The organism is Paramagnetospirillum kuznetsovii (genome assembly GCF_003284725.1).
GTDB lineage: Bacteria > Pseudomonadota > Alphaproteobacteria > Rhodospirillales > Magnetospirillaceae > Phaeospirillum > Phaeospirillum kuznetsovii.
In genome coordinates this window covers 137,022-160,726 of sequence record NZ_PGTO01000001.1, presented here as the reverse complement: position 1 = coordinate 160,726, position 23,705 = coordinate 137,022, and the positions used below count along the sequence as shown (strand labels likewise).

General features: G+C 65.0%; 23 protein-coding genes. 15 read left to right on the top strand and 8 right to left on the bottom strand.

Going from position 1 to position 23,705, the window contains the following annotated elements; genetic code table 11:
• Window positions 1-4 precede the first annotated feature (4 nt).
• The 5 genes from rplS (at window position 5) to leuB (ending at window position 4,529) form a co-directional block, all read left to right on the top strand.
• Entirely contained in the window at window positions 5-475 is a 471-nt protein-coding gene (rplS, locus tag CU669_RS00700) for a 50S ribosomal protein L19 (RefSeq protein ID WP_239988491.1), read from the top strand.
• A 192-nt stretch (window positions 476-667) separates the two neighbouring features.
• Window positions 668-2,071, top strand: a complete 1,404-nt coding sequence (gene leuC, locus CU669_RS00695) for a 3-isopropylmalate dehydratase large subunit (RefSeq protein ID WP_112141887.1) — start codon at window positions 668-670, stop codon at window positions 2,069-2,071.
• Between the two features lie 58 nt (window positions 2,072-2,129).
• On the top strand, window positions 2,130-2,489 hold the full coding sequence (locus CU669_RS00690) for an endonuclease domain-containing protein (protein WP_112141886.1): 360 nt from the start codon (window positions 2,130-2,132) through the stop codon (window positions 2,487-2,489).
• Between the two features lie 285 nt (window positions 2,490-2,774).
• Window positions 2,775-3,380 (top strand): 3-isopropylmalate dehydratase small subunit, encoded by a 606-nt coding sequence (gene leuD, locus CU669_RS00680; RefSeq protein ID WP_112142221.1) that lies wholly within the window; start codon window positions 2,775-2,777, stop codon window positions 3,378-3,380.
• A gap of 42 nt (window positions 3,381-3,422) precedes the next feature.
• A complete protein-coding gene (gene leuB, locus CU669_RS00675) occupies window positions 3,423-4,529 on the top strand; it encodes a 3-isopropylmalate dehydrogenase (protein ID WP_112141884.1) in 1,107 nt (368 codons plus the stop codon).
• 4 nt (window positions 4,530-4,533) lie between these two features.
• Here leuB and CU669_RS00670 read toward each other — a convergent pair whose 3' ends face one another.
• Window positions 4,534-5,154: a TetR/AcrR family transcriptional regulator gene (locus CU669_RS00670; RefSeq protein ID WP_112141883.1), complete on the bottom strand. Its 621-nt coding sequence runs from the start codon at window positions 5,152-5,154 to the stop codon at window positions 4,534-4,536.
• Between the two features lie 164 nt (window positions 5,155-5,318).
• Between CU669_RS00670 and CU669_RS00665 the strand changes: the two genes are divergently transcribed.
• The 6 genes from CU669_RS00665 (at window position 5,319) to ptsN (ending at window position 10,919) form a co-directional block, all read left to right on the top strand.
• On the top strand, window positions 5,319-6,284 hold the full coding sequence (locus CU669_RS00665) for a KpsF/GutQ family sugar-phosphate isomerase (protein ID WP_112141882.1): 966 nt from the start codon (window positions 5,319-5,321) through the stop codon (window positions 6,282-6,284).
• Between the two features lie 31 nt (window positions 6,285-6,315).
• A complete protein-coding gene (lptC, locus tag CU669_RS00660) occupies window positions 6,316-6,978 on the top strand; it encodes an LPS export ABC transporter periplasmic protein LptC (RefSeq protein ID WP_239988459.1) in 663 nt (220 codons plus the stop codon).
• Window positions 6,975-7,982 carry an LptA/OstA family protein gene (locus tag CU669_RS00655; protein WP_112141881.1) on the top strand — a complete coding sequence of 336 codons (1,008 nt, stop codon included), beginning with the start codon at window positions 6,975-6,977 and terminating at the stop codon, window positions 7,980-7,982. The genes lptC and CU669_RS00655 overlap by 4 nt, the downstream gene beginning before the upstream one ends.
• Entirely contained in the window at window positions 7,979-8,797 is an 819-nt protein-coding gene (lptB, locus tag CU669_RS00650; protein ID WP_239988458.1) for an LPS export ABC transporter ATP-binding protein, read from the top strand. The genes CU669_RS00655 and lptB overlap by 4 nt, the downstream gene beginning before the upstream one ends.
• 11 nt (window positions 8,798-8,808) lie before the next feature.
• Window positions 8,809-10,320, top strand: coding sequence for an RNA polymerase factor sigma-54 (gene rpoN, locus CU669_RS00645; protein ID WP_112141880.1), 1,512 nt, complete (start codon window positions 8,809-8,811; stop codon window positions 10,318-10,320).
• Between the two features lie 134 nt (window positions 10,321-10,454).
• Window positions 10,455-10,919: a PTS IIA-like nitrogen regulatory protein PtsN gene (gene ptsN, locus CU669_RS00640; RefSeq protein WP_112141879.1), complete on the top strand. Its 465-nt coding sequence runs from the start codon at window positions 10,455-10,457 to the stop codon at window positions 10,917-10,919.
• A 76-nt stretch (window positions 10,920-10,995) separates the two neighbouring features.
• On the opposite strand, the gene CU669_RS00635 is transcribed toward ptsN, so the two are convergent.
• A complete protein-coding gene (locus CU669_RS00635) occupies window positions 10,996-11,232 on the bottom strand; it encodes a DUF1150 family protein (RefSeq protein ID WP_112141878.1) in 237 nt (78 codons plus the stop codon).
• A 1-nt stretch (window position 11,233) separates the two neighbouring features.
• Window positions 11,234-11,749 carry an Hsp20 family protein gene (locus CU669_RS00630; protein WP_112141877.1) on the bottom strand — a complete coding sequence of 172 codons (516 nt, stop codon included), beginning with the start codon at window positions 11,747-11,749 and terminating at the stop codon, window positions 11,234-11,236.
• A 262-nt stretch (window positions 11,750-12,011) separates the two neighbouring features.
• Here CU669_RS00630 and CU669_RS00625 point away from each other — a divergent pair, with 262 nt between their 5' ends.
• Both CU669_RS00625 and CU669_RS21955 read left to right on the top strand, forming a co-directional pair.
• Window positions 12,012-12,542: a PAS domain-containing protein gene (locus tag CU669_RS00625; protein ID WP_112141876.1), complete on the top strand. Its 531-nt coding sequence runs from the start codon at window positions 12,012-12,014 to the stop codon at window positions 12,540-12,542.
• A gap of 11 nt (window positions 12,543-12,553) precedes the next feature.
• Window positions 12,554-13,963 carry a methyl-accepting chemotaxis protein gene (locus CU669_RS21955; protein ID WP_192884560.1) on the top strand — a complete coding sequence of 470 codons (1,410 nt, stop codon included), beginning with the start codon at window positions 12,554-12,556 and terminating at the stop codon, window positions 13,961-13,963.
• A 52-nt stretch (window positions 13,964-14,015) separates the two neighbouring features.
• On the opposite strand, the gene CU669_RS00615 is transcribed toward CU669_RS21955, so the two are convergent.
• Together CU669_RS00615 and CU669_RS00610 are read right to left on the bottom strand one after the other, a co-directional pair.
• A complete protein-coding gene (locus tag CU669_RS00615) occupies window positions 14,016-14,426 on the bottom strand; it encodes a hypothetical protein (RefSeq protein ID WP_146747632.1) in 411 nt (136 codons plus the stop codon).
• A gap of 187 nt (window positions 14,427-14,613) precedes the next feature.
• Window positions 14,614-15,282: an EI24 domain-containing protein gene (locus tag CU669_RS00610; RefSeq protein ID WP_112141874.1), complete on the bottom strand. Its 669-nt coding sequence runs from the start codon at window positions 15,280-15,282 to the stop codon at window positions 14,614-14,616.
• A 217-nt stretch (window positions 15,283-15,499) separates the two neighbouring features.
• Here CU669_RS00610 and CU669_RS00605 point away from each other — a divergent pair, with 217 nt between their 5' ends.
• Window positions 15,500-16,501: an adenosine kinase gene (locus CU669_RS00605; protein WP_112141873.1), complete on the top strand. Its 1,002-nt coding sequence runs from the start codon at window positions 15,500-15,502 to the stop codon at window positions 16,499-16,501.
• A 4-nt stretch (window positions 16,502-16,505) separates the two neighbouring features.
• Window positions 16,506-18,326 (top strand): translational GTPase TypA, encoded by a 1,821-nt coding sequence (gene typA, locus CU669_RS00600; protein ID WP_112141872.1) that lies wholly within the window; start codon window positions 16,506-16,508, stop codon window positions 18,324-18,326.
• 722 nt (window positions 18,327-19,048) lie between these two features.
• Here typA and CU669_RS00595 read toward each other — a convergent pair.
• The 3 genes from CU669_RS00595 to CU669_RS21950 are packed head-to-tail and all read right to left on the bottom strand — an operon-like array spanning window position 19,049 to window position 23,584.
• A complete protein-coding gene (locus tag CU669_RS00595; protein WP_112141871.1) occupies window positions 19,049-19,360 on the bottom strand; it encodes a hypothetical protein in 312 nt (103 codons plus the stop codon).
• A 26-nt stretch (window positions 19,361-19,386) separates the two neighbouring features.
• Window positions 19,387-20,475, bottom strand: coding sequence for an S-methyl-5-thioribose-1-phosphate isomerase (gene mtnA, locus CU669_RS00590; RefSeq protein ID WP_112141870.1), 1,089 nt, complete (start codon window positions 20,473-20,475; stop codon window positions 19,387-19,389).
• A gap of 52 nt (window positions 20,476-20,527) precedes the next feature.
• Entirely contained in the window at window positions 20,528-23,584 is a 3,057-nt protein-coding gene (locus tag CU669_RS21950; protein ID WP_146747631.1) for a CHAT domain-containing protein, read from the bottom strand.
• Between the last annotated feature and the right edge of the window lie 121 nt (window positions 23,585-23,705).

Here is a 23,705-nt window from a genome sequence, read left to right as displayed (position 1 = left end):
CATGGTGAACATCATTGAGCAGCTCGAGAAGGAGCAGATCGAGAAGCTGACCGCCACGCGCGGCGTGCCCAGCTTCGCTCCGGGCGACACGGTGAAGGTGAACGTGAAGGTGATCGAAGGCAATCGCGAGCGCGTGCAGGCCTATGAAGGCGTCTGCATCGCCCGCAAGAACGACGGCCTGAATTCCTCCTTCGTGGTCCGCAAGATTTCCTACGGCGAGGGCGTGGAGCGTATCTTCCCGCTGTATTCGCCCAACATCGCCTCCATCGACGTGATCCGTCGCGGCGATGTGCGGCGCGCCAAGCTGTACTATCTGCGCGACCGTCGCGGCAAGTCGGCCCGTATCGCCGAGCAGACCACCGGCCATTCCGGCAAGGTCTCCGCCGGTGAGCGCGCCGATGCCGCCGCCGCCAAGGCCTCGGCCAAGGTGGAAAGCGCCGCCAAGGCCGCCGCCAGCGCCAGCGCCGAGGAATAGGACGGGCGACTTTCGTCGTCCGGCCCTCACCCTCCCACGCCTCATGGCGTGGGGCCCTCCCTCTCCCGCAAGCGGGCGAGGGCATAGTGCATCGCTCCCTCTCCCACCTTTTGGGGGGAGAGGGTCGGGGTGAGGGGGGCTGGATGCCGGTCGTCCGCTCCGATGGTTATTGGGTTTAGTTAGGGAACTGCCATGGCCAAGCTCCGCACGTTGTTCGACAAGATCTGGGACGCCCATCTGGTGGATGTCCAAGACGATGGCACCTGTCTGATCTATATCGACCGCCATCTGGTCCACGAGGTCACCAGCCCGCAGGCCTTCGAGGGCCTGGAGATGAGCGGCCGCAAGGTCCGCCATCCCGAGCTGACCCTGGCCGTGGCCGATCACAACGTGCCGACCACCGACCGGTCCAAGGGCATCGAGAACGAGGAAAGCCGGGTCCAGGTGGAAACCCTGGCCGCCAATGCCAAGAAGTTCGGCGTCGAATATTACGGCATGGACGATATCCGCCAGGGCGTCGTTCATATCATCGGGCCGGAACAGGGCTTCACCCTGCCCGGCACCACCATCGTCTGCGGCGATTCCCACACCTCGACCCACGGCGCCTTCGGTTCGCTGGCCTTCGGCATCGGCACCTCTGAGGTCGAGCATGTGCTCGCCACCCAGACCCTGGTGCAAAAGCCCGCCAAGAACATGCGCATCACCGTCAACGGCAAGGCGCCCGCCGGCGTCACCGCCAAGGACATCGTGCTGGCCATCGTCGGCAAGATCGGCACCGCCGGCGGCACCGGCTATGTGGTGGAATACGCGGGCGAGGCCATTCGCGACCTGTCCATGGAAGGCCGCATGACGGTCTGCAACATGACCATCGAGGCGGGTGCGCGGGCGGGGCTGATCGCCCCCGACGAGAAGACCTTCGCCTATATCGCGGGCAAGCCGCGCAGCCCCAAGGGCGCCGCGTTCGAAGCCGCCGTCCATTACTGGAAGACCCTGCACACCGACGACGGCGCCCGTTTCGATAGCGAAATCACCATCGACGCCGCCGCCCTGGTGCCGCAGATCACCTGGGGCACCAGCCCCGAGGACGTCATCGCCATCACCGGCACCGTGCCCAATCCCGCCGACATCAAGGACGAGGCCAAGCGCAAGGCGGTGCAGCGCTCGCTGGACTATATGGGTCTGACGGCGGGCATGAAGGCCACCGACATCGCGGTGGACGTGGTGTTCATCGGATCGTGCACCAACGGCCGCATCGAGGACTTCCGTGCCGCCGCCGAAATCTTCAAGGGCCGCAAGGTGGCCGCGAACGTCCAGGCGCTGATCGTGCCCGGCTCCGGTCTGGTCAAGGAACAGGCGGAAGCGGAAGGCCTGGACAAGGTCTTCATCGAGGCGGGCGCCGAATGGCGCGAGCCCGGCTGCTCCATGTGCCTGGCCATGAACGCCGACCAGCTGAAGCCCGGCCAGCGCTCGGCGTCCACCTCGAACCGCAATTTCGAGGGCCGCCAGGGTCGCGGCGGCCGCACCCATCTGGTCAGCCCCGCCATGGCCGCCGCCGCCGCCATCACCGGCAAGCTGACGGATGTGAGGTCGTTGTAGACTTGGATTACCCCGCCTCCCCCCTCCCCCTCGTGGGGAGGGGGGAGGCGGGGGATGCTTGAAGAGGGCGCGGACGGTGGCCGACACGCGGGCAAGGTGGCTCAGGGCCAATCAGACCGATGCCGAACGCGCCCTTTGGAAATGTTTGAGGGAGTTGAAGACCGTCGGGTTCCATTTCAGGCGTCAGGCCCCCATTGGACCCTATATCGCTGATTTCGCCAGTCACGCGGCGCGATTGATCATCGAGGTCGATGGCGGCCAGCACGGATTGGAAGACGGTGTTATCGCCGATACGCGGCGGACGGTTTGGCTTGAAGGGCAAGGATATCGGGTTCTGAGATTCTGGAATTCCGATGTCTTGGGTAATATGGATGGGGTCATGCGGGTGGTGCGCGAGACGCTGGGTCTTCAGGCCTAGGCCGACGCGGTATCACCCCACCCCCGACCCCTCCCCATCAAGGGGAGGGGAGCAAAACGAAGGTGCCCCCTCCCCATCAAGGGGAGAGGAGCAAAACGAAGGTGCCCCTTCCCCATCAAGGGGAGGGGAGCAAAACTAAGGTGCCCCTTCCCCATCAAGGGGAGGAAAGCAAGAGATAAGGCCCCCCTCCCCATCAAAGGGGAGGGGGGTTGGGGTCATCTCGCTCCCCCCCTCCCCCTTGTGGGGAGGGGCCGGGGGTGGGGGTGCAAGGAGATGGAAGAGCAGATGGAAAAGTTCACCACCCTGACCGGCGTCGCGGCGCCGCTGGCCATGATCAATATCGATACCGATATGATCATCCCCAAGCAGTTCCTGAAGACCATCAAGCGCACCGGGCTGGGCAAGAACCTGTTCGACGAGATGCGCTACACGCCCGAAGGCGCCGAGGTTCCCGACTTCGTGCTGAACAAGCCCGCCTACCGTGCCGCCAAGATCCTGGTGGCCGGGGCCAATTTCGGCTGCGGTTCGTCGCGTGAGCATGCGCCCTGGGCCATCAATGATTTCGGCATCCGCTGCGTCATCGCGCCCAGCTTCGCCGACATCTTCTTCAACAACTGCTTCAAGAACGGCATCCTGCCCATCGTCCTGCCCCAGGACGAGGTGGACAAGCTGCTGGATGACGCCTCGCGCGGCTCCAACGCCATCGTGACGGTGGATCTGGAAAAGCAGACCATCACCGGCCCCGACGGCGGCTGCATCACGTTCGAGGTCGATCCCTTCCGCAAGCATTGCCTGCTCAATGGTCTGGACGATATCGGCCTGACCTTGCAGCGCGAAGCCAAGATCACCGCCTTCGAGGACGCCCGCAAGGCCTCCACCCCTTGGCTGTAATCACAGCCCATCACACGCATTCGATCTTTGTGGGAGAGTAGCATGGCCGCCAAGAAGCTCTTGATTCTGCCCGGTGACGGCATCGGCGTCGAAGTCATGACCCAGGTTCGCCGCATCATCGATTGGATGGCGAAGAAGCGGAAGATCGAGTTCGACATCTCCGAGGGCCTGCTAGGCGGTGCCGCCTATGACGTCCACGGCACGCCTTATCCCACCCAGACGCTGGAAGCCGCCCTGGCCGCCGATGCCGTGCTGCTGGGCGCGGTGGGTGGCCCGAAATGGGACGATCTGCCGTTCGACAAGAAGCCCGAGCGCGGCCTGCTGGGCATCCGCAAGGATATGGGCCTGTTCGCCAATCTGCGCCCCGCCACCGTGCTGGACGCCCTGGCCGACGCCTCGACCCTGAAGCACGACGTGGTGGCGGGCCTGGACATCATGATCCTGCGCGAGCTGACCGGCGGCCTGTATTTCGGCGAGCCGCGCGGCATCGAGACCCTGGCCGACGGCAGCCGCAAGGGCTTCAACACCCTGGTCTACACCACCCCGGAAATCGTCCGCATCGGCCGCGTCGCCTTCGAGCTGGCCCGCAAGCGCAACAAGAAGCTGTGCTCGGTGGACAAGGCCAATGTGCTGGAATGCACCGTGCTGTGGCGCGAAGAGATGATCAAACTGCAAAAGGAAGAGTTCCCCGACGTGGAACTGACCCATATGTACGTGGACAACGCCGCCATGCAGCTGGTGCGCAATCCCAAGCAGTTCGACGTCATGGTCACCGAGAACATGTTCGGCGACATCCTGTCTGATTGTGCCGCCATGCTGACCGGCTCGCTGGGCATGCTGCCGTCGGCCTCGCTGGGCGCCGCCGACGCCGAAGGACGCCGTAAGGCGCTCTACGAGCCGGTGCACGGCTCGGCGCCCGACATCGCGGGCAAGGACATGGCCAATCCCCTGGCCACCATCCTGTCCTTCGCCATGTGCCTGCGCTATTCCTTCAACATGGACGCCGAGGCCGAGATGATCGAGACCGCCGTCAAGACCGTGTTGAAGGGTGGCCTGCGCACCGCCGACATCATGCAGGCGGGCAAGGCCAAGGTCTCGACCACCGTCATGGGCGAAGCCGTGGTCCGCGAGCTGGACAAGATCAGTTAAAGCATCAAGCGACGGGCGGCCGAACAGGCCCATAGGCCCGCATCATGATGTCCACGGCGGTGTCGATGACCTGCTCCGGCGATTGATCCTCGCGCAGGGGCAGGCCCAGCAGCTTGCGCATGAACAGATCGGTGCGCAGCATGCCGATGAACATGTCGGTGGCCTGCCAGGGATCGGACAGGGTCAAGGCGCCGCGCCGCGCCAGTTCCGCCATGATTTCGGCGATCTGAGCCTTGCCCGCGGCGGGACCGGATTCATAGAAGGCGCGGGCCAAATCGGGCTGGCGCATGGATTCGGACACCACCACCCGATACATGGCCAGGGCCTCGGGCGACAGCAGCAGCCCCAACAGCCGCCTGGCGACCTGGGTCAGGGCGGTCCTGGCGTCGGGCAGTCCCTCCGGGGCCTGGAAGACGGATTCCCGCTCGCAACGCCGTTGGATCACCGCCGCGAACAGCTGATCCTTGCTGGCGAAATGGGCATAGATGGTGGCCTTGGACACGCAGGCGCCCAGCGCCACCCCATCCATGCTGGTGGCGGCATAGCCGTCCTCCAGGAAGGCGGCTTGGGCGGCGTCGAGAATGGCTTCCCGTTTCGCCGAGGGTTTGCGTCCGACTTTGGCCATAGACTGGGTTGCTCCACACGCTTCCATGAAACTAAACCATCCGGTTCAGTTTTGAAAGAACCGGAATTTTATGCAGGAAACGGACCAGCCGCTTGCTTTTGCCTTTCCGTCTAAACCCGGATTCGTATAGTTAGGGCTGCACCGCCGCTAGGTTTTGAATCGCCATGACATCCGCCGCCGATGATATCGCCACCGCCCGCCGGGTGCTCGCCATCGAGGCGGAGGCTCTGAGCGCCCTTGCCGCCGGTCTGGGCGATGCCTTCCTGGCGGCGGTGGGGATCCTGGAAGCGGCCAAGGGCCGCGTCATCGTCACCGGCATGGGCAAGAGCGGCCATGTGGGACGCAAGATCGCCGCCACCCTGGCGTCGACCGGTCGGCCCGCCTTCTATATCCATCCCGCCGAGGCCAGCCACGGCGATCTTGGCATGGTGACGGCCGACGACGCGGTGGTGGCGCTGTCCAATTCGGGCGAGACGCCGGAACTGGGCGACATCGTCGCCTATACAAGGCGCTTCGAAATCCCGCTGATCGGCATCACGGCGCGGGACGGCAGCACGCTCGCCACCTCGGCCGACATCGCCCTGGTACTGCCACCCATCCCGGAAGCCTGTCCCATGGGGCTGGCGCCCACCACCTCGACCACCATGATGCTGGCGCTGGGCGATGCCCTGGCGGTGACCCTGCTGGAGCGCAAGGGCTTTACCGCCGCCGATTTCAAGGTCTTTCATCCCGGCGGCAAGCTGGGTCAGCGCCTGCTCAAGGTGCGCGATCTGATGCATGGCGGCGACCGCCTGCCACTGGTATCGCTGGAAACCGTCATGTCCGAGGTTCTACTGGTGATGACCGCCAAGAGCCTGGGCTGCGCCGGCGTGGTGGATCGGGGCGGCCGGTTGGCCGGAATCATCACCGACGGCGATCTGCGCCGCCACATGCGCTCGGATCTGCTGAACCTGTCGGCCGAGGCCGCCATGACCGTGGCGCCCAAGACGGTCGGGCCCAATTCGCTGGCGGCCGAGGCGCTGCGCATCATGAACACCAAATCCATCACCAGCCTGTTCGTGGTGGAAGATGACGGCACACCGGTGGGGGTGCTGCATGTGCACGACTGCCTGCGCGCGGGGGTGGCATAGCGCCATGGTTCCGCGGGCGGGTGCCAATCCCATGGAAATGATCAGGCGGCGGCTGCGGGCGCCGCTGACCGGGCCTTTCGCCCGCTATTCCCGTTTCGTCGGCTTCATGAAGGTGCTGCTGCCCAGTCTGGCGGCGCTGCTGCTGGCCCTCGTGGTGGTCTGGCCCAAGCTGGCCATGGAGGACAAGCGCTTCCAGATCGGCTTCGCCAACCTGCCCTCCGCCAAGGTGGAGACCTTGGCCATGCAGAACGCCCGGTATTTCGGCGTCGACGAATCCAACCGGCCCTTCGCGGTGACCTCGGATCTGGCGGTCCAGGAACCGGGCAATTCGGATCTGATTCACCTGCAGGCGCCCAAGGCGGACTTCACCTCGTCGTCGGGCGCCAATATCGTGGTGGACGCGGTCACCGGCCTCTATCACCAGTCCACCAAGATTCTTGATCTTTCCGGCGGGGTGAATCTGTACCACGATGCCGGTTACGAACTTCACACGCCGACCGCCGTGATCGATCTGGGGCATAATTCGGGCAAGGGGTTCGATCCGGTGGATGGACACGGCCCGCAAGGCCGCATCGAATCCACCGGTTTCGAGCTGGCGGGCAAGGGACGCGAAATCATTTTCACCGGCAAGGCCCATCTCAGCTTGAAGGGTGCCTCGCCGAAGGGCCAGGGCAAGGGAGCCAAAAGTCGATGAAGCCGACCGCCCTCTTACTGAGCGTGCAGATATCGCTGGGTTTGGCGTCAATGGGCCTGACGACGGGCGCCCTTGCCCAGGGCTTCGAGATGAGCAAGTCCGGCGACCAGCAGATTCAGGTCTATTCCGACAACGGCATCGAATGGCATTCCGAGGAATTGCGGGTGGTGGCGCGCGGCAACGCCCACGCCATCCGTGGCGACATGACCATCGACGCCGACGTGCTGACCGCCCATTACCGCAAGGGGGCCAAGGGCGACGAGATCTGGCGCCTCGACGCCGACGGCAATGTGGTGATCCGTTCCCCCAACGATACCGCCACCGGCCACAAGGCCATCTACGACCTGGACAAGGCGGTGTTCGTGCTGAAGGGCAGCCCCGCCAAGCTGGTCACCCCCACCGACAGCTTCCAGGCCACCGACTCGCTGGAATACTGGGAACTGAAGCGCATGGCGGTTTTGCGCGGCGACGCCGTCGCGACGCAGGATACCAAGACCCTGAAGGGCGACGTGCTGACCGCCCATTTCAAGGACAAGGATCCCAATGCCGGGGCCAAGGGCAAACCGGGGGCCAAGCCCGCTGCGCCTCAGTCCAAGCCGATGGATGGCAAGCCGGGCGCCAAGAGTGACTCCGGCGGCGGCCTTGAACTGCAACGCTCGGACGCCTATGGCCATGTCCAGATCATCACCCCCACCGAAGTGGTGACCGGTGAGCGCGGCGATTATAACGCCGAAACCGGTATCGCCACCGTCTCCGGTTCGGTTAAGATCAGCCGCGAGGGTGGCAATCAGCTCGAAGGCGGCTGGGCCCATGTCAACCTCAACACCGGGGTGAGCAAGCTGTTCCCCGGAACGCCCGGCGGCGCCGATACCGGCAAGCGGGTGCAAGGCGTCTTCATCCCCCAGAAAAAGGGCGACAAAGGCGACGCCGCGGATACGGAGCCCAAGGGCCGCGCCAGCTTCTCCGGCAGCGTCCCCGGCTTCAAGAGGGAAGGGGAGAGATGAAGCCTGTAACCCATGCGCCGCTGTCCCTGGACAAGGGGCACCCGGGCGGTGCTCCGGACAAGGGCAAGGCCGGACCGCGTCTGGTGACCGCCAACGCCGGTCTGATGGCGAAGGGGCTCGGCAAGAGCTTCAAGAAGCGCCCCGTGGTGCGCGACGTCTCCATTTCCGTCCAGCGCGGCGAGGCGGTGGGCCTGCTGGGGCCCAACGGCGCGGGCAAGACCACCTGCTTTTACTGTATCACCGGCCTGATCTCGCCCGATACCGGCGCTATCTTGATGGACGGCGAGGACATCACCGCCCTGCCCATGTATCGTCGCGCCCGTCTCGGCATCGGCTATCTGCCGCAGGAAGCCTCCATCTTCCGGGGCCTGTCGGTGGAGGGCAACATCCTGGCCGTCCTCGAAGTGGTCGAACCCGACCGCGAGCGGCGCGAACACGATCTGGAAAGCCTGCTGGCCGAATTCTCCATCAGCCATCTGCGCCGCGCTCCCGCCATGGCGCTGTCGGGCGGCGAACGCCGCCGCGTGGAAATCGCCCGCGCCCTGGCGTCGCGGCCCCATTTCATTTTGCTGGACGAGCCGCTGGCCGGTATCGATCCCATCGCGGTTTCCGATATCCGTGACCTGGTGTCGCATCTCAAGGATCGCGGCATCGGCGTGCTGATCACCGATCACAATGTGCGCGAAACCCTCGATATCATCGACCGCGCCTATATCCTGCACGACGGCGCGGTCCTGATGGAGGGTCGCCCGGCCGAGATCGTCGCCCACGAAGGGGTGCGGCGGGTCTATCTCGGCGAACGGTTCAGTCTGTAGACGACATCGCCATGGCGCTCGGTCCCCGGCTGGATATCCGCCAGACCCAATCCCTGGTGATGACGCCGCAGCTGCAGCAGGCGATCAAGCTGCTGCAGTTGTCCAATATGGAACTGACCGCCTTCATCGACCAGGAACTGGAACGCAACCCCCTGCTGGAGCGCGAAGACGCCGACCGGCCGGTGGAACGCGCCGAGCCCAAAGCCGATGCCGCCGATCTGCCGGTGCTGGATTCCATGCCCGCCGATGTGCCGCTGCTGGACGGCATAACCTCCACCTCGGCCAGTGAAGGCCTCGACGTGGATTACGACAACACCTTCAACAACGACAGCCCGTCCGACGGCACCGACGGCGAAGCCTTCGGCCAATGGAGCTCGCGCAACGGCGGCAGCCACGGCTTCGACGATTCCGAATCCAGCCTGGAAGCCACCATCGCGGGCGAAATCAGCTTGCGCGACCACCTGGTGGCCCAGCTCAACATGGATGTGCCCGATCCCGGCGACCGCATCATCGGCCTGCACCTGATTTCCATGCTGGACGAGGCTGGCTATCTGATCGGCGATCTGGCGGAACTGGCGGCCCGGCTGGGCTGCGCGGCCTCACGGGTGGAACAAGTGCTGGCCCGAGTCCAGGGCTTCGACCCGGTCGGCGTGTTCGCCCGCTCGCTCAAGGAATGCCTTGCGCTGCAACTGGCCGAGCGCAATCGCCTCGATCCCGCCATGCAGGCCATGCTGGACAATCTGGAAATGCTGGCGCGGCGTGATCTGCCGGGTCTGACGCGGGTCTGCGGCGTCGATCACGAGGATCTGGCCGAAATGATCGGAGAGATCAAGGCGCTGGACCCCAAGCCCGCGCTGCGCTTCGACCATGTGGTCGCCCAGCCCATCACCCCCGAGGTGTTGATGCGCCGTGCCCAGGACGGCGGCTGGCTGGTGGAACTGAACTCCGACACCCTGCCCCGCGTGCTGGTCAACACCCGCTATTATTCCAAGATCGCGGGCGCGGCGCGATCGCGCGACGACAAGACCTATATCAGCGAGCGCTTCCAGTCGGCCAATTGGCTGGTCAAATCGCTGCACCAGCGCGCCACCACCATCTTGAAGGTGGCCACCGAACTGGTGCGCCAGCAAGACGCCTTCTTCCGCCACGGAGTCCAGCATCTGCGGCCGCTGGTGCTGCGCGATATCGCGACGGCCATCTCCATGCACGAAAGCACGGTCAGCCGGGTGACCTCCAACAAATATATCGCCACGCCGCGCGGCATCTACGAGCTGAAATACTTCTTCACCCAATCCATCAATTCCGCCGATGGCGGCGACGCCCATTCCGCCGAGGCGGTGCGCCACCGCATCAAGGCCCTGATCGACGCGGAGGGACGCGCGGTGCTGTCCGATGATCAAATTGTGGTGGCGCTCAAGGCCGACGGCATCGACATCGCACGGCGAACGGTGGCAAAATACCGGGAGGCCATGAACATCGCGTCGTCGGTTCAACGCCGCCGCGAGAAGTCGATGGGGATGTGACTCCCGTCAAGCTTGACTCCCGACCGGGGCGGAACTATTTTCCGGCCCTTCTGTCGGGAGCAGGAGAGGGGAGGCCACTCCGGCCCGGGCAGAGAATTCGCGGATCACGCATATCCGCACAATAGGGTGGATTCATGGAAATCACCGACCTGATCAGCCCCGCCGCCGTCATACCCAATCTGCGCGCCACCTCGAAAAAGCAGGCGCTGCAGGATCTGGCGCGGCGCGCCGCCGAGATCACCGGCCTACACGAGCGGGCCATCTTCGACGTGCTGCTGGAGCGTGAACGCTTAGGGACCACCGGCGTGGGCAACGGCATCGCCATTCCCCACGGCAAGCTGCCCAGCCTGGACCGGCTTTACGGCTTGTTCGCCCGGCTGGAAAAGCCGATCCATTTCGAATCCATCGACGAGCAGCCGGTCGATCTCATCTTCCTGCTGCTGGCCCCGGAATCGGCGGGCGCCGATCACTTGAAGGCCTTGGCCCGCGTCTCGCGGCTGTTGCGCGATAAAAGCGTGTGCGAAAAGCTGCGCGGCACCGACAACGCCGACGCGTTGTATGCCCTGCTGACCGAATCACCGGCAAGCCGGGCGGCGTAGCAAGGGTGCGGGCGGGACGCCCGCGCTCCCAAGACGGTGTTCGGAGCGCGGGCGTCCCGCCCGCACCCTCTCCCTTTCAATGCACGCTCAGCGGTTCCAGCTCGTGCTGGCGCACCGCCGCGAAGGCGGTGGCGCGGTCCGGCGCGGCGCCGATGGTGGTGCCGTCGGCGGCGTGAATGGTCCAGCTACCGGCCCCCTGCTCGCCCTGATGGCGCACATAGGCGACGATGGGCAGGCCCCAACTGGCCAGATCGGCGGTGGTCATGATTTCGGCGGCCATGCCGTCATGCTGTTTGTTGTCTGCGGTTTTCATGTCAGACCTCCCTCTTCTGGCCGGTTCTGGCCCGGGATTTATGAGTATCCTCGCCCTCGCCTTCGGCAGCGACGGTGATGGTCTTGGCGGTCGCGCGGGCTGCCCCGGCGCCTTCGATGGGAATGGTGCGGATGCGCGGCTCGGGGACTTCGCGTTTGAGGTCGACGTGCAGCAATCCGTTGTCCAGGGCGGCGCCCCTGACCTCGATGCCTTCGGCCAGCACGAAGGCGCGCTGGAATTGGCGTGCCGCGATGCCGCGATGGATGAAGATCCGACCGTCTTCCTCCTCGTTCTGGCGCCCACGGATGACCAATTGGTTGTCTTCCAGGGCCACCGACAGGTCGTCCATGGAAAAACCCGCCACCGCCAAGGTGATGCGCAGGGCGTTTTCCGAAGTCTGTTCGATGTTGTAGGGCGGATAGCCCTCGGCCGAGGTCTTCGAGATGCGGTCAAGCACCCGTTCGAAGTGATCGAAGCCGAGAAGCAAGGGGCTGTTGAATGCGGACATACGGGACATCGGGCGTCGTCCTCCTCGTGCGTGAGCGAGTCCGGTGACGAAAGGCCCGACCATCGGCACCTTTCACATATACTATCTTGGGTCTGATTAAGGTTTCGTCAAGCGCCATGCGTGGACCCGAGGCGATCGGGCAGGTGCGGGTAAAGTTCAGATCCATTTGACAAGAGTAACAGAATGTTACAACTTTAGTATGCAGATTTGCGTATTGACTGTATACGCGAAGCCCCGTGGGGACGGCGGGAAATAGGGAAGGCGATGGGGCATGGCGATCGACCGATCACTGACCAATGTGGCTAGGACTTTTCAGTGGGATGACGTCATCGTCTCCAAGACGGATCTCACCGGCAAGATCACCTATGCCAACGAGGTCTTCATCGATATCAGCGGATACACGGAAAAAGAGTTGTTGGGCGCGCCACATTCTATCTTGCGTCATCCCGCCATGCCGCGCTGCGTCTTCAAATTCCTGTGGGACAGGATCGCCGATGGCCACGAGGTCTTCGCCTATGTGATCAATCGCGCCCGGAACGGCGATCATTATTGGGTCTTTGCCCATGTCACCCCCTGCACCGACCACACCGGCAAGATTGTCGGCTATCATTCCAACCGCCGGGTGCCCAAGGACGAGGCCATAGCCACCATCGCCCCGCTGTATCAGACCTTGCTGGGTATCGAGGAAAAGGCGGGTGACCGCAAGCTGGGGGTCGAGCAATCCTTCGCCGCGCTGGTCAAGACCATCGGCGATCTGGGCTTCGACAGCTATGACCGCCTCATCATGACGCTTAGTCGGTAGGAGCGCTCTCCATGTCCTCATCCTCGCTCCGCCGCTCCATCGGCAGCGCCACCACCATGACCATGGTCGCCCTGCTGGTCACCGGCGCGGTGGCCTATGCCTCCATCTTCTATGGCCTGGTCATGGACGGCGCCATCGCCGACGCCCTGGCGGAATCGGCCAAGGGCGGCGATTCCTGGCGCCAGGCGCTGGAGGGCGCGACGCAAAGCCATCGCAGCTTCGGCTGGATCATGGTGGCCCTGGCGGTCCTGTCGGGCGGCGCCCTGTTCGTCTTGACCATCGGCTCCCATCGCAAGCGGTTGGAGATCATCGATCTCATCGAGCGCGGCGAAAAGGTGGCCTCCCAGGCCGCCCAAGGCGATTTCAACGCCCGCGTTCTGCTGATCGGCCGCAAGGATGAGCTGGGCCGCATGATGATCGGCTTCAACCGTGTTCTCGATCTGACCGAGGAATTCGCCAAGGATGCCGGTGCCGCCATGAAGATGGCGGGCCAAAAGCAGTATTTCCGCCATATTCCGCTGCAGGGCCTGCGCGGCGACTATCTCGGCTATGCCGAGGGCATCAACAAGGTGCTGGCCGACATGGACGCCCGCGATCAGGAAACCCGGCGCTTCGAGCAGTCGGTCCATTCCTTGGTGTCCGACGTGGCGGTGGCGACCAAGAGCATCGGTCTGACCGCCAGCACCATGGCCAACCGGTCGGAAAATGCCGGCGGCCGTTCGCTGGACGTGGGCGAGGCGGCCGAGATCACCACCGAGCGGGCGGGCGCGGTGTCCGACGCCAGCCGCCAACTGGCCAGCGCTATCAATGAAATCGCCCAGCAGGTCGGCATGTCGGCCCAGGTGGCGCAATCGGCGGTGGGCGATATCGGCGAGACGGTGGAACGCATGAACGGTCTGGCCGATTTGGTCAGTCAGATCGGCGAGGTGGTCCAGTTGATCAGCGATATCGCGTCACAGACCAATCTCTTGGCGCTGAACGCCACCATCGAGGCGGCGCGGGCCGGTGAGGCGGGCAAGGGTTTCGCCGTGGTGGCGGGCGAGGTGAAAAACCTCGCCAACCAGACCGCGCGCGCCACCGACGATATCACCCGCCAGGTCGCGGCGGTGCAGGACGCGGCGCGATCGGCGGCGAACGGCATCAAAGGGGTGGTGGAAACCATCCGCCGCATCGACAGCATTTCCGCCGCCATCGCCGGGGCGGTCCAGGAGCAGGAAGCGGTGACCCGCGAAATCTCCAGCCATATCGACGATGTGGCCACCAAGGCGGGCGAAGTGTCGGAAAATGTCGCCCATCTGTCCAAATCCTCGGCCGAGGCCTGCGGCGGCACCGTCCGGGTGATCTGGAGCGCCCGAAAACTGAGCGCGGTGGTGGACGCGCTGTCCAAGCAGGTCGAGGACTATATCAGCAAGGTGGGCTAGCCAGAGTTTTTCGAATCGGAAGGTCGAAAAACGCTCAAGCCCGAGCGGCGCTCTAACTCACCGGCCGTTCGGTCTTGGCATTCAGCACCTCATCCAGGCAGGCCCGGTCCGAGACCGGACTGCCGACAGGGCTGCGCACGGCGTAATGGGCCACCATGCGCCCGGCGGTCTCGACATAGAGGAACAGGTCCAAGGTGCAGGACTTGACCCGGTACTGCCAAATCTCGGCCGGTGGATCGCGGCGGCGGAAGCCGGGGGTGCCCAGGGCATCCTCCACCTGCGCCGCACTCAGCCCCTTCAGCCCCTCTGGCGTCAACGGCCCGCTTTGTACACGCGGCAGGGCGGCGGTCTCGGTGCGCTGGGACGGTGATTCCACCGCCGGGCCGCCGCCGGTCTGCGCCGCGCCGTTGCAGGCGGCCAGGGCCATCAGGGGAAGCAGGAGCAGGGGGCGGAGCTTGGTCATGGTTTGCATCATAACGTTTCAGGCCTCGTCAGGGAACACGGATGGGACGGAGCAAAACCATGAATGCTTAAAATTCAGCCACAGATGAACGCAGATAGGCACAGATGAAATTCTTATCTGTGTCCCGCATAGCGGGGATCTGTGTGCAACTGTGGCTAATCTTGATGTATCACCTTTCCGCCCGCTGTCACCGCCGCCGCAATCCCTGCACCACATGCACCATGAAGGCGGCGGCCGTCACCGGCGCCGTCAGGTTCAGCAGGGGGATCTGGAACAGCAGGTTGATCACCGCGCCGCACAGCCAGACCTTGCCCAGATTGTGCTGGAACAGCAGCCGGGCCTGATCGGCCTCCATCCGGCGGCTGGCCACCAGTTCGAAATATTCGCGGCCCAGCAGATAGCCGTTGACCGCATAATTGAGGATGACGCCAAGGCCGAAGAACAGCAGCGCCACGTAAAGCGGCGCCGCCGCCAGGGTTACCGCCACCATCACCAGCAGGAAGCGGGTCGACGCGATCAGCACCTCGGTCCAAGACAGATCGCGGGCGGGGCCGAGGCCGGGATAGTGGCGCGCCTCCACCACGTCGCAGACCTCGTCCAGCCAGAAGCTCATGACGAAGGTGGCCAGCGCCGAGAAGAACAGCAGCGGCACCACCAGGGCCGACAGGCCCAGCACAACCCCGGCGCCGGTATCGGCCCAACTGTTCTCGAACAGCCGCACATGGGACAGAGCCCAAGACGCCGCCATGGCCAATCCGACCCAGCAGGCCAGGGCCACCGCCACCCCGATCTTGAGGATTCGGCGCAGACGGGGATCGCTCAATTGGGCGAAGGCTTTGACCAGGGCGGAAAACATCCGGTGCAACTCCATGGAATCCCAGTGATTCAAGCACGCCCCGCGCTTTCGGCCAAGCCCCCCAGCGTTTTCGGCCAAGTCCAATGCAGGAGTTTTTGTTGTTTATGGCGGGCCGGACAGTATACTGCGCCGCAAAATTACTCCCTGGGCCGCTTGAAGCGCCCCGGAGGCGGCCCGATATGGTTCCGGGCCGGACCCGCGAAAGGCTGCACCGACCATGGCTGACCAATCCATCCACGTCGCCGGAATCGGCAACGCGATCGTCGATGTGCTTGTCCATGCCGACGATCTGTTGCTGCACAAGCTGGGGCTGACCAAGGGCGTCATGACCTTGATCGACGCCGGGCAGGCCGAGGCCATTTATGCCCAGCTTCCCCCCGGCATCGAGTGTTCCGGTGGTTCCGCCGCCAATACCGTCGTCGGCATCGCCGCCCTGGGCGGCCGCGCCGCCTATATGGGCAAGGTGCGCGACGACCAACTGGGCCAGGTATTCCGTCACGACATCCGCAATGCCGGCGTCGGTTTCGAGACCAAGCCGGCCGCATCCGGCCCGTCCACGGCGCGCTGTTTCGTGCTGGTTACTCCCGACGCCCAGCGCACCATGCTGACCTATCTGGGCGCCTGCGTGGATTTCGGTCCCGAGGACGTGGACAAGGCGGTGATCGCCGCCGCCGCCGTCACCTATCTGGAAGGCTATCTCTACGATCCGCCCGGCGCCAAGCAGGCCTTCCTGGAAGCGGCCGCCTGCGCCCACGCGGCGGGCAAGCTGGTGTCGCTGTCGCTGTCCGATCCGTTCTGTGTCGATCGTCACCGCGCCGCCTTCCTGGAACTGGTCTCCGGCCATGTGGACATCCTGTTCGCCAACGAAGCCGAGCTGTGCTCGCTGTATCAGACCGAGATTTTCGACGACGCCATCCGCGCCGTGCGCGGCCATTGCACGGTTGCCGCCATCACTCGCGGCGCCCTGGGCTCCGTGGTGGTGGCGGGCGAGGACACCCATGTGGTGGCCGCCGACCCCATTGACCAAGTGATCGACACCACCGGCGCCGGCGATCTTTACGCCGCCGGCTTCCTCTACGGCTTCACGACGGGCCAGGATCTGCCCGTCTGCGCCATGCTGGGCGGCATCGCCGCCGGCGAAATCATCTCCCATTTCGGCGCCCGCCCCGAGCACCCGCTCAAGGATCTGGCCCGCGCCAAACTTCCCGAGACTGTCTAATCCCATGCAACTCCGTAATATCGCCATCATCGCCCACGTCGACCACGGCAAGACCACCCTGGTGGACGCCATGCTTCGCCAGTCCGGAACCTTCCGCGAAAATCAGCAGGTGGCTGAACGCGTGATGGATTCCAACGATCTGGAAAAGGAACGCGGCATCACCATTCTCGCCAAATGCACCTCGGTGGAATGGAAGGGCGTCCGCATCAATATCGTCGATACCCCCGGCCACGCCGATTTCGGCGGCGAGGTGGAACGCATCCTGTCCATGGTCGATGGTGTCGTTGTTCTGGTGGACGCGGCCGAAGGCCCCATGCCCCAGACCAAATTCGTCACCGGCAAGGCGCTGGGCCTCGGCCTGCGTCCCATCGTGGTGGTCAACAAGGTGGATCGCGGCGACGCCCGCCCCCATGAAGTGCACGACGAGTGCTTCGACCTGTTCGCCGCCCTGGACGCCAATGACGACCAGTTGGACTTCCCCACCATGTTCGCGGTGGGCCGCGACGGCTGGGCCGACGACTCGCTCGAAGGCCCGCGCAAGGATCTTGGCGCGCTGTTCGACCTGATCGTCGCCCATGTGCCGCCGCCGGTCCGCGACCTGGACGCGCCGTTCTCCATGTTGGCCACCACCCTGGAAGCCGACCCCTATCTGGGCCGCGTGCTGACCGGGCGCATCTATTCCGGTACCGCCAAGCTCAACGCCCAGGTCAAGGGCCTGTCCCATGACGGCCAGGTGCTGGAAACCTTCCGCATGGCCAAGATCCTGGCCTTCCGCGGCATCGAGCGGGTGCCGGTGGACTTCGCCGAGGCGGGCGACATCGTCGCCATTTCCGGCATGACCAAGCCCACCGTCGCCGACACCATCTGCGCCCCCGAGGTCACCGAGCCCCTGAAGGCCAATCCCATCGATCCGCCCACCCTGTCCATGACCTTCTCGGTCAATGACAGCCCTCTGGCCGGCCAGGAGGGCGACAAGGTCACGTCGCGCATGATCGCCGCCCGTCTGGCCCGCGAATGCGAAAGCAATGTGGCCATTCACATCAAGGAAACCGCCGGTAAGGACGCCTTCGAGGTGTCGGGCCGTGGTGAATTGCAGTTGGGCGTGCTGATCGAGCAGATGCGCCGCGAGGGTTTCGAGCTGTCCATCTCGCGTCCCCGCGTGCTGTTCAAGACCGACGACGACGGCAAGCGTCTCGAACCCATCGAGGAAGTCTTCATCGACGTGGACGACGAATATTCCGGCGCCGTGGTCGAGAAGATGAGCCTGCGCAAGGCGGAACTGACCGGCATGCGTCCCTCGGGCGGCGGCAAGACCCGCATCACCTTCCTGGCGCCCGCCCGTGGCCTGATCGGCTATCACGGCGAGTTCCTCACCGATACCCGCGGCACCGGCCTGATGAACCGCATGTTCCATGGCTATGCCCCCTTCAAGGGCGCCATCGAAGGCCGTCGCAACGGCGTCCTGATCTCCAACGGCCAGGGCGACGCCGTCACCTATGCCCTGTGGAATCTGGAAGAGCGCGGCGCCATGTTCATCACCGGTAACGTCAAGATCTATGAGGGCATGATCATCGGCGAGCACAATCGCCCCAATGACCTCGAGGTCAATGCCCTGAAGGGCAAGCAGCTCACCAATATCCGCGCCTCCGGCAAGGACGAGGCGGTCAAGCTGACCCCGCCGCGCAAGATGAGCCTGGAACAGGCCATCGCCTATATCGAGGACGACGAACTGGTGGAAGTGACGCCCAAGTCCATCCGTCTCAGGAAGCGCCTGCTCGACCCCAACGAACGCAAGAAGGCCGACCGCGCCGCCAAGAACGATTAAGGATCAAGGCCTTGGGGGCGCGGCCCCCAAACCCCCAATCCTACCCGCCCATGAATCAAGGGCGCCTCCGTGTCATGCGGCGGCGCCCTTTTTCTCGGCTGGGCTGTCGTTCCGTCATGCCCGTACTCGTCACACGGCTGTCCGGTTTAAATTGGCGTGGTTTCATCGAGCGCCTGAGTCTGCCTGTATTTGAGGCCGTCACCTTCGGTATGGGACTCGAAAGCCGATTGACCACCAAGGCACCAAGGACACCAAGAGGGCGGAGCAAACGGCCAAGCCGCACTCGTTCGTCATGGCCGGGCGTGTCCCGGCCACCCACGCGGTTCCGCTTGAAAGCCTTTTGAGCCGATAATCCAGACGGATGGGCGTGGATGCCCGTGACAAGCACCGGCATGACGGAAGGCAAAAAACCGTGTCGGCCTCTTGGTGCTCTTGGTGTCCTTGGTGCCTTGGTGGTCAATACCCTCGGCAGCCAGCGGATCGTGTCGGCAAATTTAAACCGCAAGAAGTGATGGGGTCAGAGTCCGATTTCCCTCATCCCCGTTCATCCGTGAGCCGCGAAGCGGCATCTGTGTTTATCCGTGTTCCCCATTACCGGTGTTATCCAGTACGGCGGCATTTTTTTCGTTCCGTCATTGCCTGGCTTGACCCGACAATCCTTGGACCCTCGGGTCAAGCCCGAGGGTGACGAAGAAAAGCATTCTGCCCCAGCCAAACGGGCGTTATCCCGCCGCGCCGACGGTGATGATGCCCAGCTTGGTCCGGGCGGCGGCGATTTCGGCTTCGCCGCCATTGAACTGGTAGCCCTGCTCCACCAGCCGCAGCGTATATTGCTTGTTGTAGATGAAGGCCCAGATGAAACCGGCCACGCCGAAGGTCAGCAAATTGATGACCAGCACCACCAGGCCGATGACGATCTCGCCGCGAAAGATGGCCGGAAATCCGCCGAAGAACAGCGTGGTCCAGCTGAAGCCATAGATGCCCTTCTTGACGATTCCGGTCTGGGGATGCGTCATCTGAATTACCGTCGCCATGGTTTTCCCTCCCTATGGTATTGAAATCATGCCCGTTCGGGGAACAGCGCCTTCAACCCCGCCGGGCTGGCCTCGCAAACGCCGCGTTCGGTGATCAGCCCGGTGACCAGCCGGGCGGGCGTCACGTCGAAGCCGTAATTGATGCAGGCCGAGCCGTCGGGGGTGACTTGGACCTCCACCACCTTGCCGGATTCGTCCTTGCCGAAGATGTGGCTTTGCTCGCGGGCCGAGCGCTGCTCGATGGGGATCTCCTTGACGCCGTCGGCCACATTCCAGTCGATGGTGGGGCTGGGCAGGCCCACATAGAACGGAACATTGTTGTCCTTGGCGGCCAGGGCCTTGAGATAGGTGCCGATCTTGTTGCAGACGTCGCCGTTGCGGGTGGTGCGGTCGGTGCCGACGATGCACAGGTCCACCATGCCGTGCTGCATGAGATGGCCGCCGGTATTGTCGGCGATCACCGTATGGGGCACCCCGTGCCAGTTCAGCTCACGCGCCGTCAGGCTGGCGCCCTGGTTGCGCGGCCGGGTCTCGTCGACCCAGACATGGACGGGAATACCGGCATCGAAGGCCTTGTAGATGGGAGCGATGGCGGTGCCCCAATCCACCGTGGCCAGCCAGCCGGCGTTGCAGTGGGTCAGGATATTGACGGTCTTGCCGGTCTTGCGGTGGATCTCGGCGATGATCTTGGCGCCGTGCTCGCCCAGGGCGGCATTGGCCGCCGAATCCTCGTCGCAGATCGCGGCGGCGCGGGAATAGGCGGCGGCGCGGCGCTGGGCGACGGGAAGCGGCGACAGCACCGCCATCATCTCGTCCAAGGCCCATTTCAGGTTGATGGCGGTGGGCCGGGTGGCGTGGAGGGTGTCATAGGCGGTCTTGAGGGCGGCGTCGGAGGCATCGGCCAGCGTCGCCAGCGCCATGCCATAGGCGGCGGTGGCCCCGATCAGCGGCGCCCCCCTGACCCACATGTCGCCAATGGCCAAGGCCGCGTCGTTCAAGCTTCGGAGCGTTATCGTAACGAATTCGTGCGGCAGCTTTGTCTGATCGATGATCTCGACACAATCGCCATCCTTGGCCAGCCAGATGGTGCGATAGGGGGTTCCGTTGATCTTCAAGGCCGCTCTCCGAAATTTCGAGTGCGAACTGTAACGGAACCCGCGTGCCGCCTCAACCGCCGTCGCCCACCAGGGAGAACGGCGCCCAGAAGGTGGGATGGGCGTAGACGAACTGCTCCTTGCCCGCCCCGTCCAGCGGTCCCGGCCCGTCCATCAGCCCCAGCATGGCCTTGCGCATGGCCTGGGCGCGCGACAGTTGGGGGTCGGCGGCCTGGCGGCGGAACAGATCGGTGGTCAGCAGCCGGGCCGAGATGGTCTCCACCGGCCAGTTGCTGACCAGCAGGGCGCGCGCTCCGGCATAGAAGAAGGCGCGGCCGAGGCCGGACACCGCCTCCGCCCCCGAGCCTTCCCCGGCGGCCGTGTTGCAGGCCGACAGCACCACCCAGTCGGCATCCAGCTTGAGGCCCATGATCCGCTCCATGGTCAAGACGCCGCTTGAGCCGTCGCCGCTGACCTCGGGGCTGGTCAGCGCCAGGGCGGGCTGGTCGAGGCCGGTCAAATCGCCGGGCACCAGACCGTGGGTGGCGAACATGACGACCCGCCATTTGGACAGGTCGGTCTTGCGCACCATGGCCTCGGAGGCGCGGGCTTGCAGGAACAGATCCTGGTCGGGCTCGGCGCCCAGCACGGCGGCGATGCTTTTCACCTCCTCGGCGGTGTCGGGCAGGCGCGGCAACTGTCCCAGATCCGAGGTGAAGTCGGGATTGGGTTTCGGCGCCGAGCGGCGCTTGACCCCACGGGTGGCGAGGGCCGAGCCATCGCCCGCCGCCTCCAGCGCCTGTTCCTTGGAAAACAGCGGATCGCCGAAGGCGATGAAGGATCGCCGGGGCGTGTGCCGTTCGGGCAAGGCGCGCAGCGTCACCAGGGCGCCCACCGAGGGCAATTGGGCGATGGCGGCCTTGCGGGCCAGCCAGGGCACGTCGCGGTATTTGGCGAAGAGCGGCCCTGCCGCCGGTTTTGCCGCCGTCTTGACCGCCGCCGCGACCACCGGCCGGGTGGGCAGCAGCGCCAGGGGCAATTGCCCCAGCGGGCCGTGGGGAACGGTGAACAGGGTTTCCGCCTGGGTCCAGGCCGCCTCGGTGGGCGCGATGACGGCGGTATAGATATCGGACGCGGTCTTCAGATCGAAATCGGGGATTTCGTCGATGCCGCTGACCGACAGGTCGAGGGCGTCGCGCAGATGCTTGACCTTGGCCTCCAGATCGATCCGACCCAGCGGCGCCGAGGCGAAACCGGCGGCGCCGCTGGCCGGGATCGCCCAGGCGTAAAGCCGCTCCTCGGCGCTGTAGAAGGCCAGCATGGCCTCGGCGGGGCGCAGCTTGGCCTGGACATCGGCCACGGTGAAGGGCTGCGGATTGAGCATGCGGGCGTAATCGGGGAATTTGGCGGCGATCTGCTTCATGGTGTCGGCGCGCTCGGCCCGCAGCGCGGCGATACGCTTTTTCAACCCCTCGATGGCATCGCCGTCCTGATCCTCGGCCCTGGCGCTGATGGCGTTGGCCAGCAGGCCCGACAGGGCCGCCATCTGCTTTTCCACATCCTGGGCACGGCGTGCCATATGGGCCACGGCCGGGTTATCGGCGGCGGCGCGGGTGGCCGAGGCGGCCAAGGCGCGCTGGACGCTGCGGCCACGGGCGCCGTCGGCCAGCCGGAAGCTCTCGGCCACCGGATCGATCCCCGCCGCCTGGGCCACGCCACGCGACGAGGTCAGCAAATCCATATAGGATTCCAGGATCAGGCGCAGCTTCTGGTCGCGGGCACGGTTGCCGGTTTCCTGGTCTTCCTCGTCGTCCTGGGCGGTCAGGACCGGCACGGCGGCCTGGAAATGGGCGAGCGCCTCGCCGCCGCGTCCCAGCGCCGCCAGCGCCGCTCCCATCAGGCCGCGTGCCTGGGCGGTGGCATAGGCGCCGTCTCCCAGCTTGGCCCTTAAGGTGTCGTAACTGCTGTTGAAATAGCCCAGGGCCTGATCGGGACTGCCGGTCTTGAGCAGCGCCAGGGGATAGTTGGGGTCGCGGCGGGCGATACCCTCGAAGGTCTCGGGATCGTCGGCATTGGCCTTGCGCACCATCTCGAACTGTTCCCGCGCGTCCTTCCAGCGGTAATCCATGGCCAGGATATCGGCGATGATGACGCGGGGCGTGCCGTTGCCGTTCAGGCCCGCCGCCTGGATGACGTCGAGCCCCTTGCGGGCCAGGGCCTCGCCGTCCTTGACGCGGCCCTGCTCGGCGATGATGCGGCCCAAGGCCTGCAAGGCGGCCCCGGTCCGCTGCGAGGCGGGACCGACCGTGCGCTGAAAGATGGCCAGCGCGGTGCGCGCTTCATTCTCCGCCTCGGCCAGCTTGTCCTGGGCGCGCAGATTCTCGGCCAGCTGCTGATAGCGGTTGCCCACCACATAGGTGTTGCGGGTGTTGGGGGCGTCCTCGTAGGCGGCGATGACCTTGCGCATCAGGGGCTCGATCTCCGCCACCTGTCCCTGGGCGGCGTGCAGCGCGATCTCGCAGCGCATCAGATTGACCCGTCGCCAGGTGGAAAACGTGGGATTGCGCGTTTCCGCCTGCATGGACACCATGCGGCCGCTTTGCGCCTGACAGTCCTTGAGCGTGGCGCTCGCCCCTTCCATATTCCCCAGCTTGCCGTATTGCTCGGCGATCAGCGCCAGATTGCGCATGACCGAACTGGGGGCCTGTTCGTCCCGGTTGGCGGCTTGCAGGACGGGAATGGCCTTGGCCCACTGGCCTATGTTGAGCATGGCCTGGCCTTGGTAATAGTGGGCATCGGAGCGTTCTCCGGGATGGCTCAGCAACTCGGCCGCCTTGCCCATCTCGCTGACCACCTGGGACTGGCGGCCAAGCTGGAGGGCGGCGAGACCGCGCTTGTAATGGGCGGCTCCCATCTCGTCCCTGTCGCCGGTTGTCGGCGGCGCCTGGCCGAGAAGCGCCTGGGCCTCGGCCCGTTTTTCCGGGCTGCTGAGCAGGGCATCATCCAGCAATCGGTCGGCCGAGGCCTCGGTGGCCTTGCGCTGCATGGGCTCGCCGACGCTCTCCTGCGCCCAGGCGGGGGCGGCCATGGCCACCGCAATGATCAATACAGCGATGCTGGACGTGGTCATGATCAACCTCTCACGCAGCGGTCGAAGTTATGGATGCGCGGCACGTCTCCCTGGGGGGCCGCCCGGCCGCATATAGCCCTGGGCGCGGCCGAAGGCGATGTAGACGGCGAAGTCACCGGGC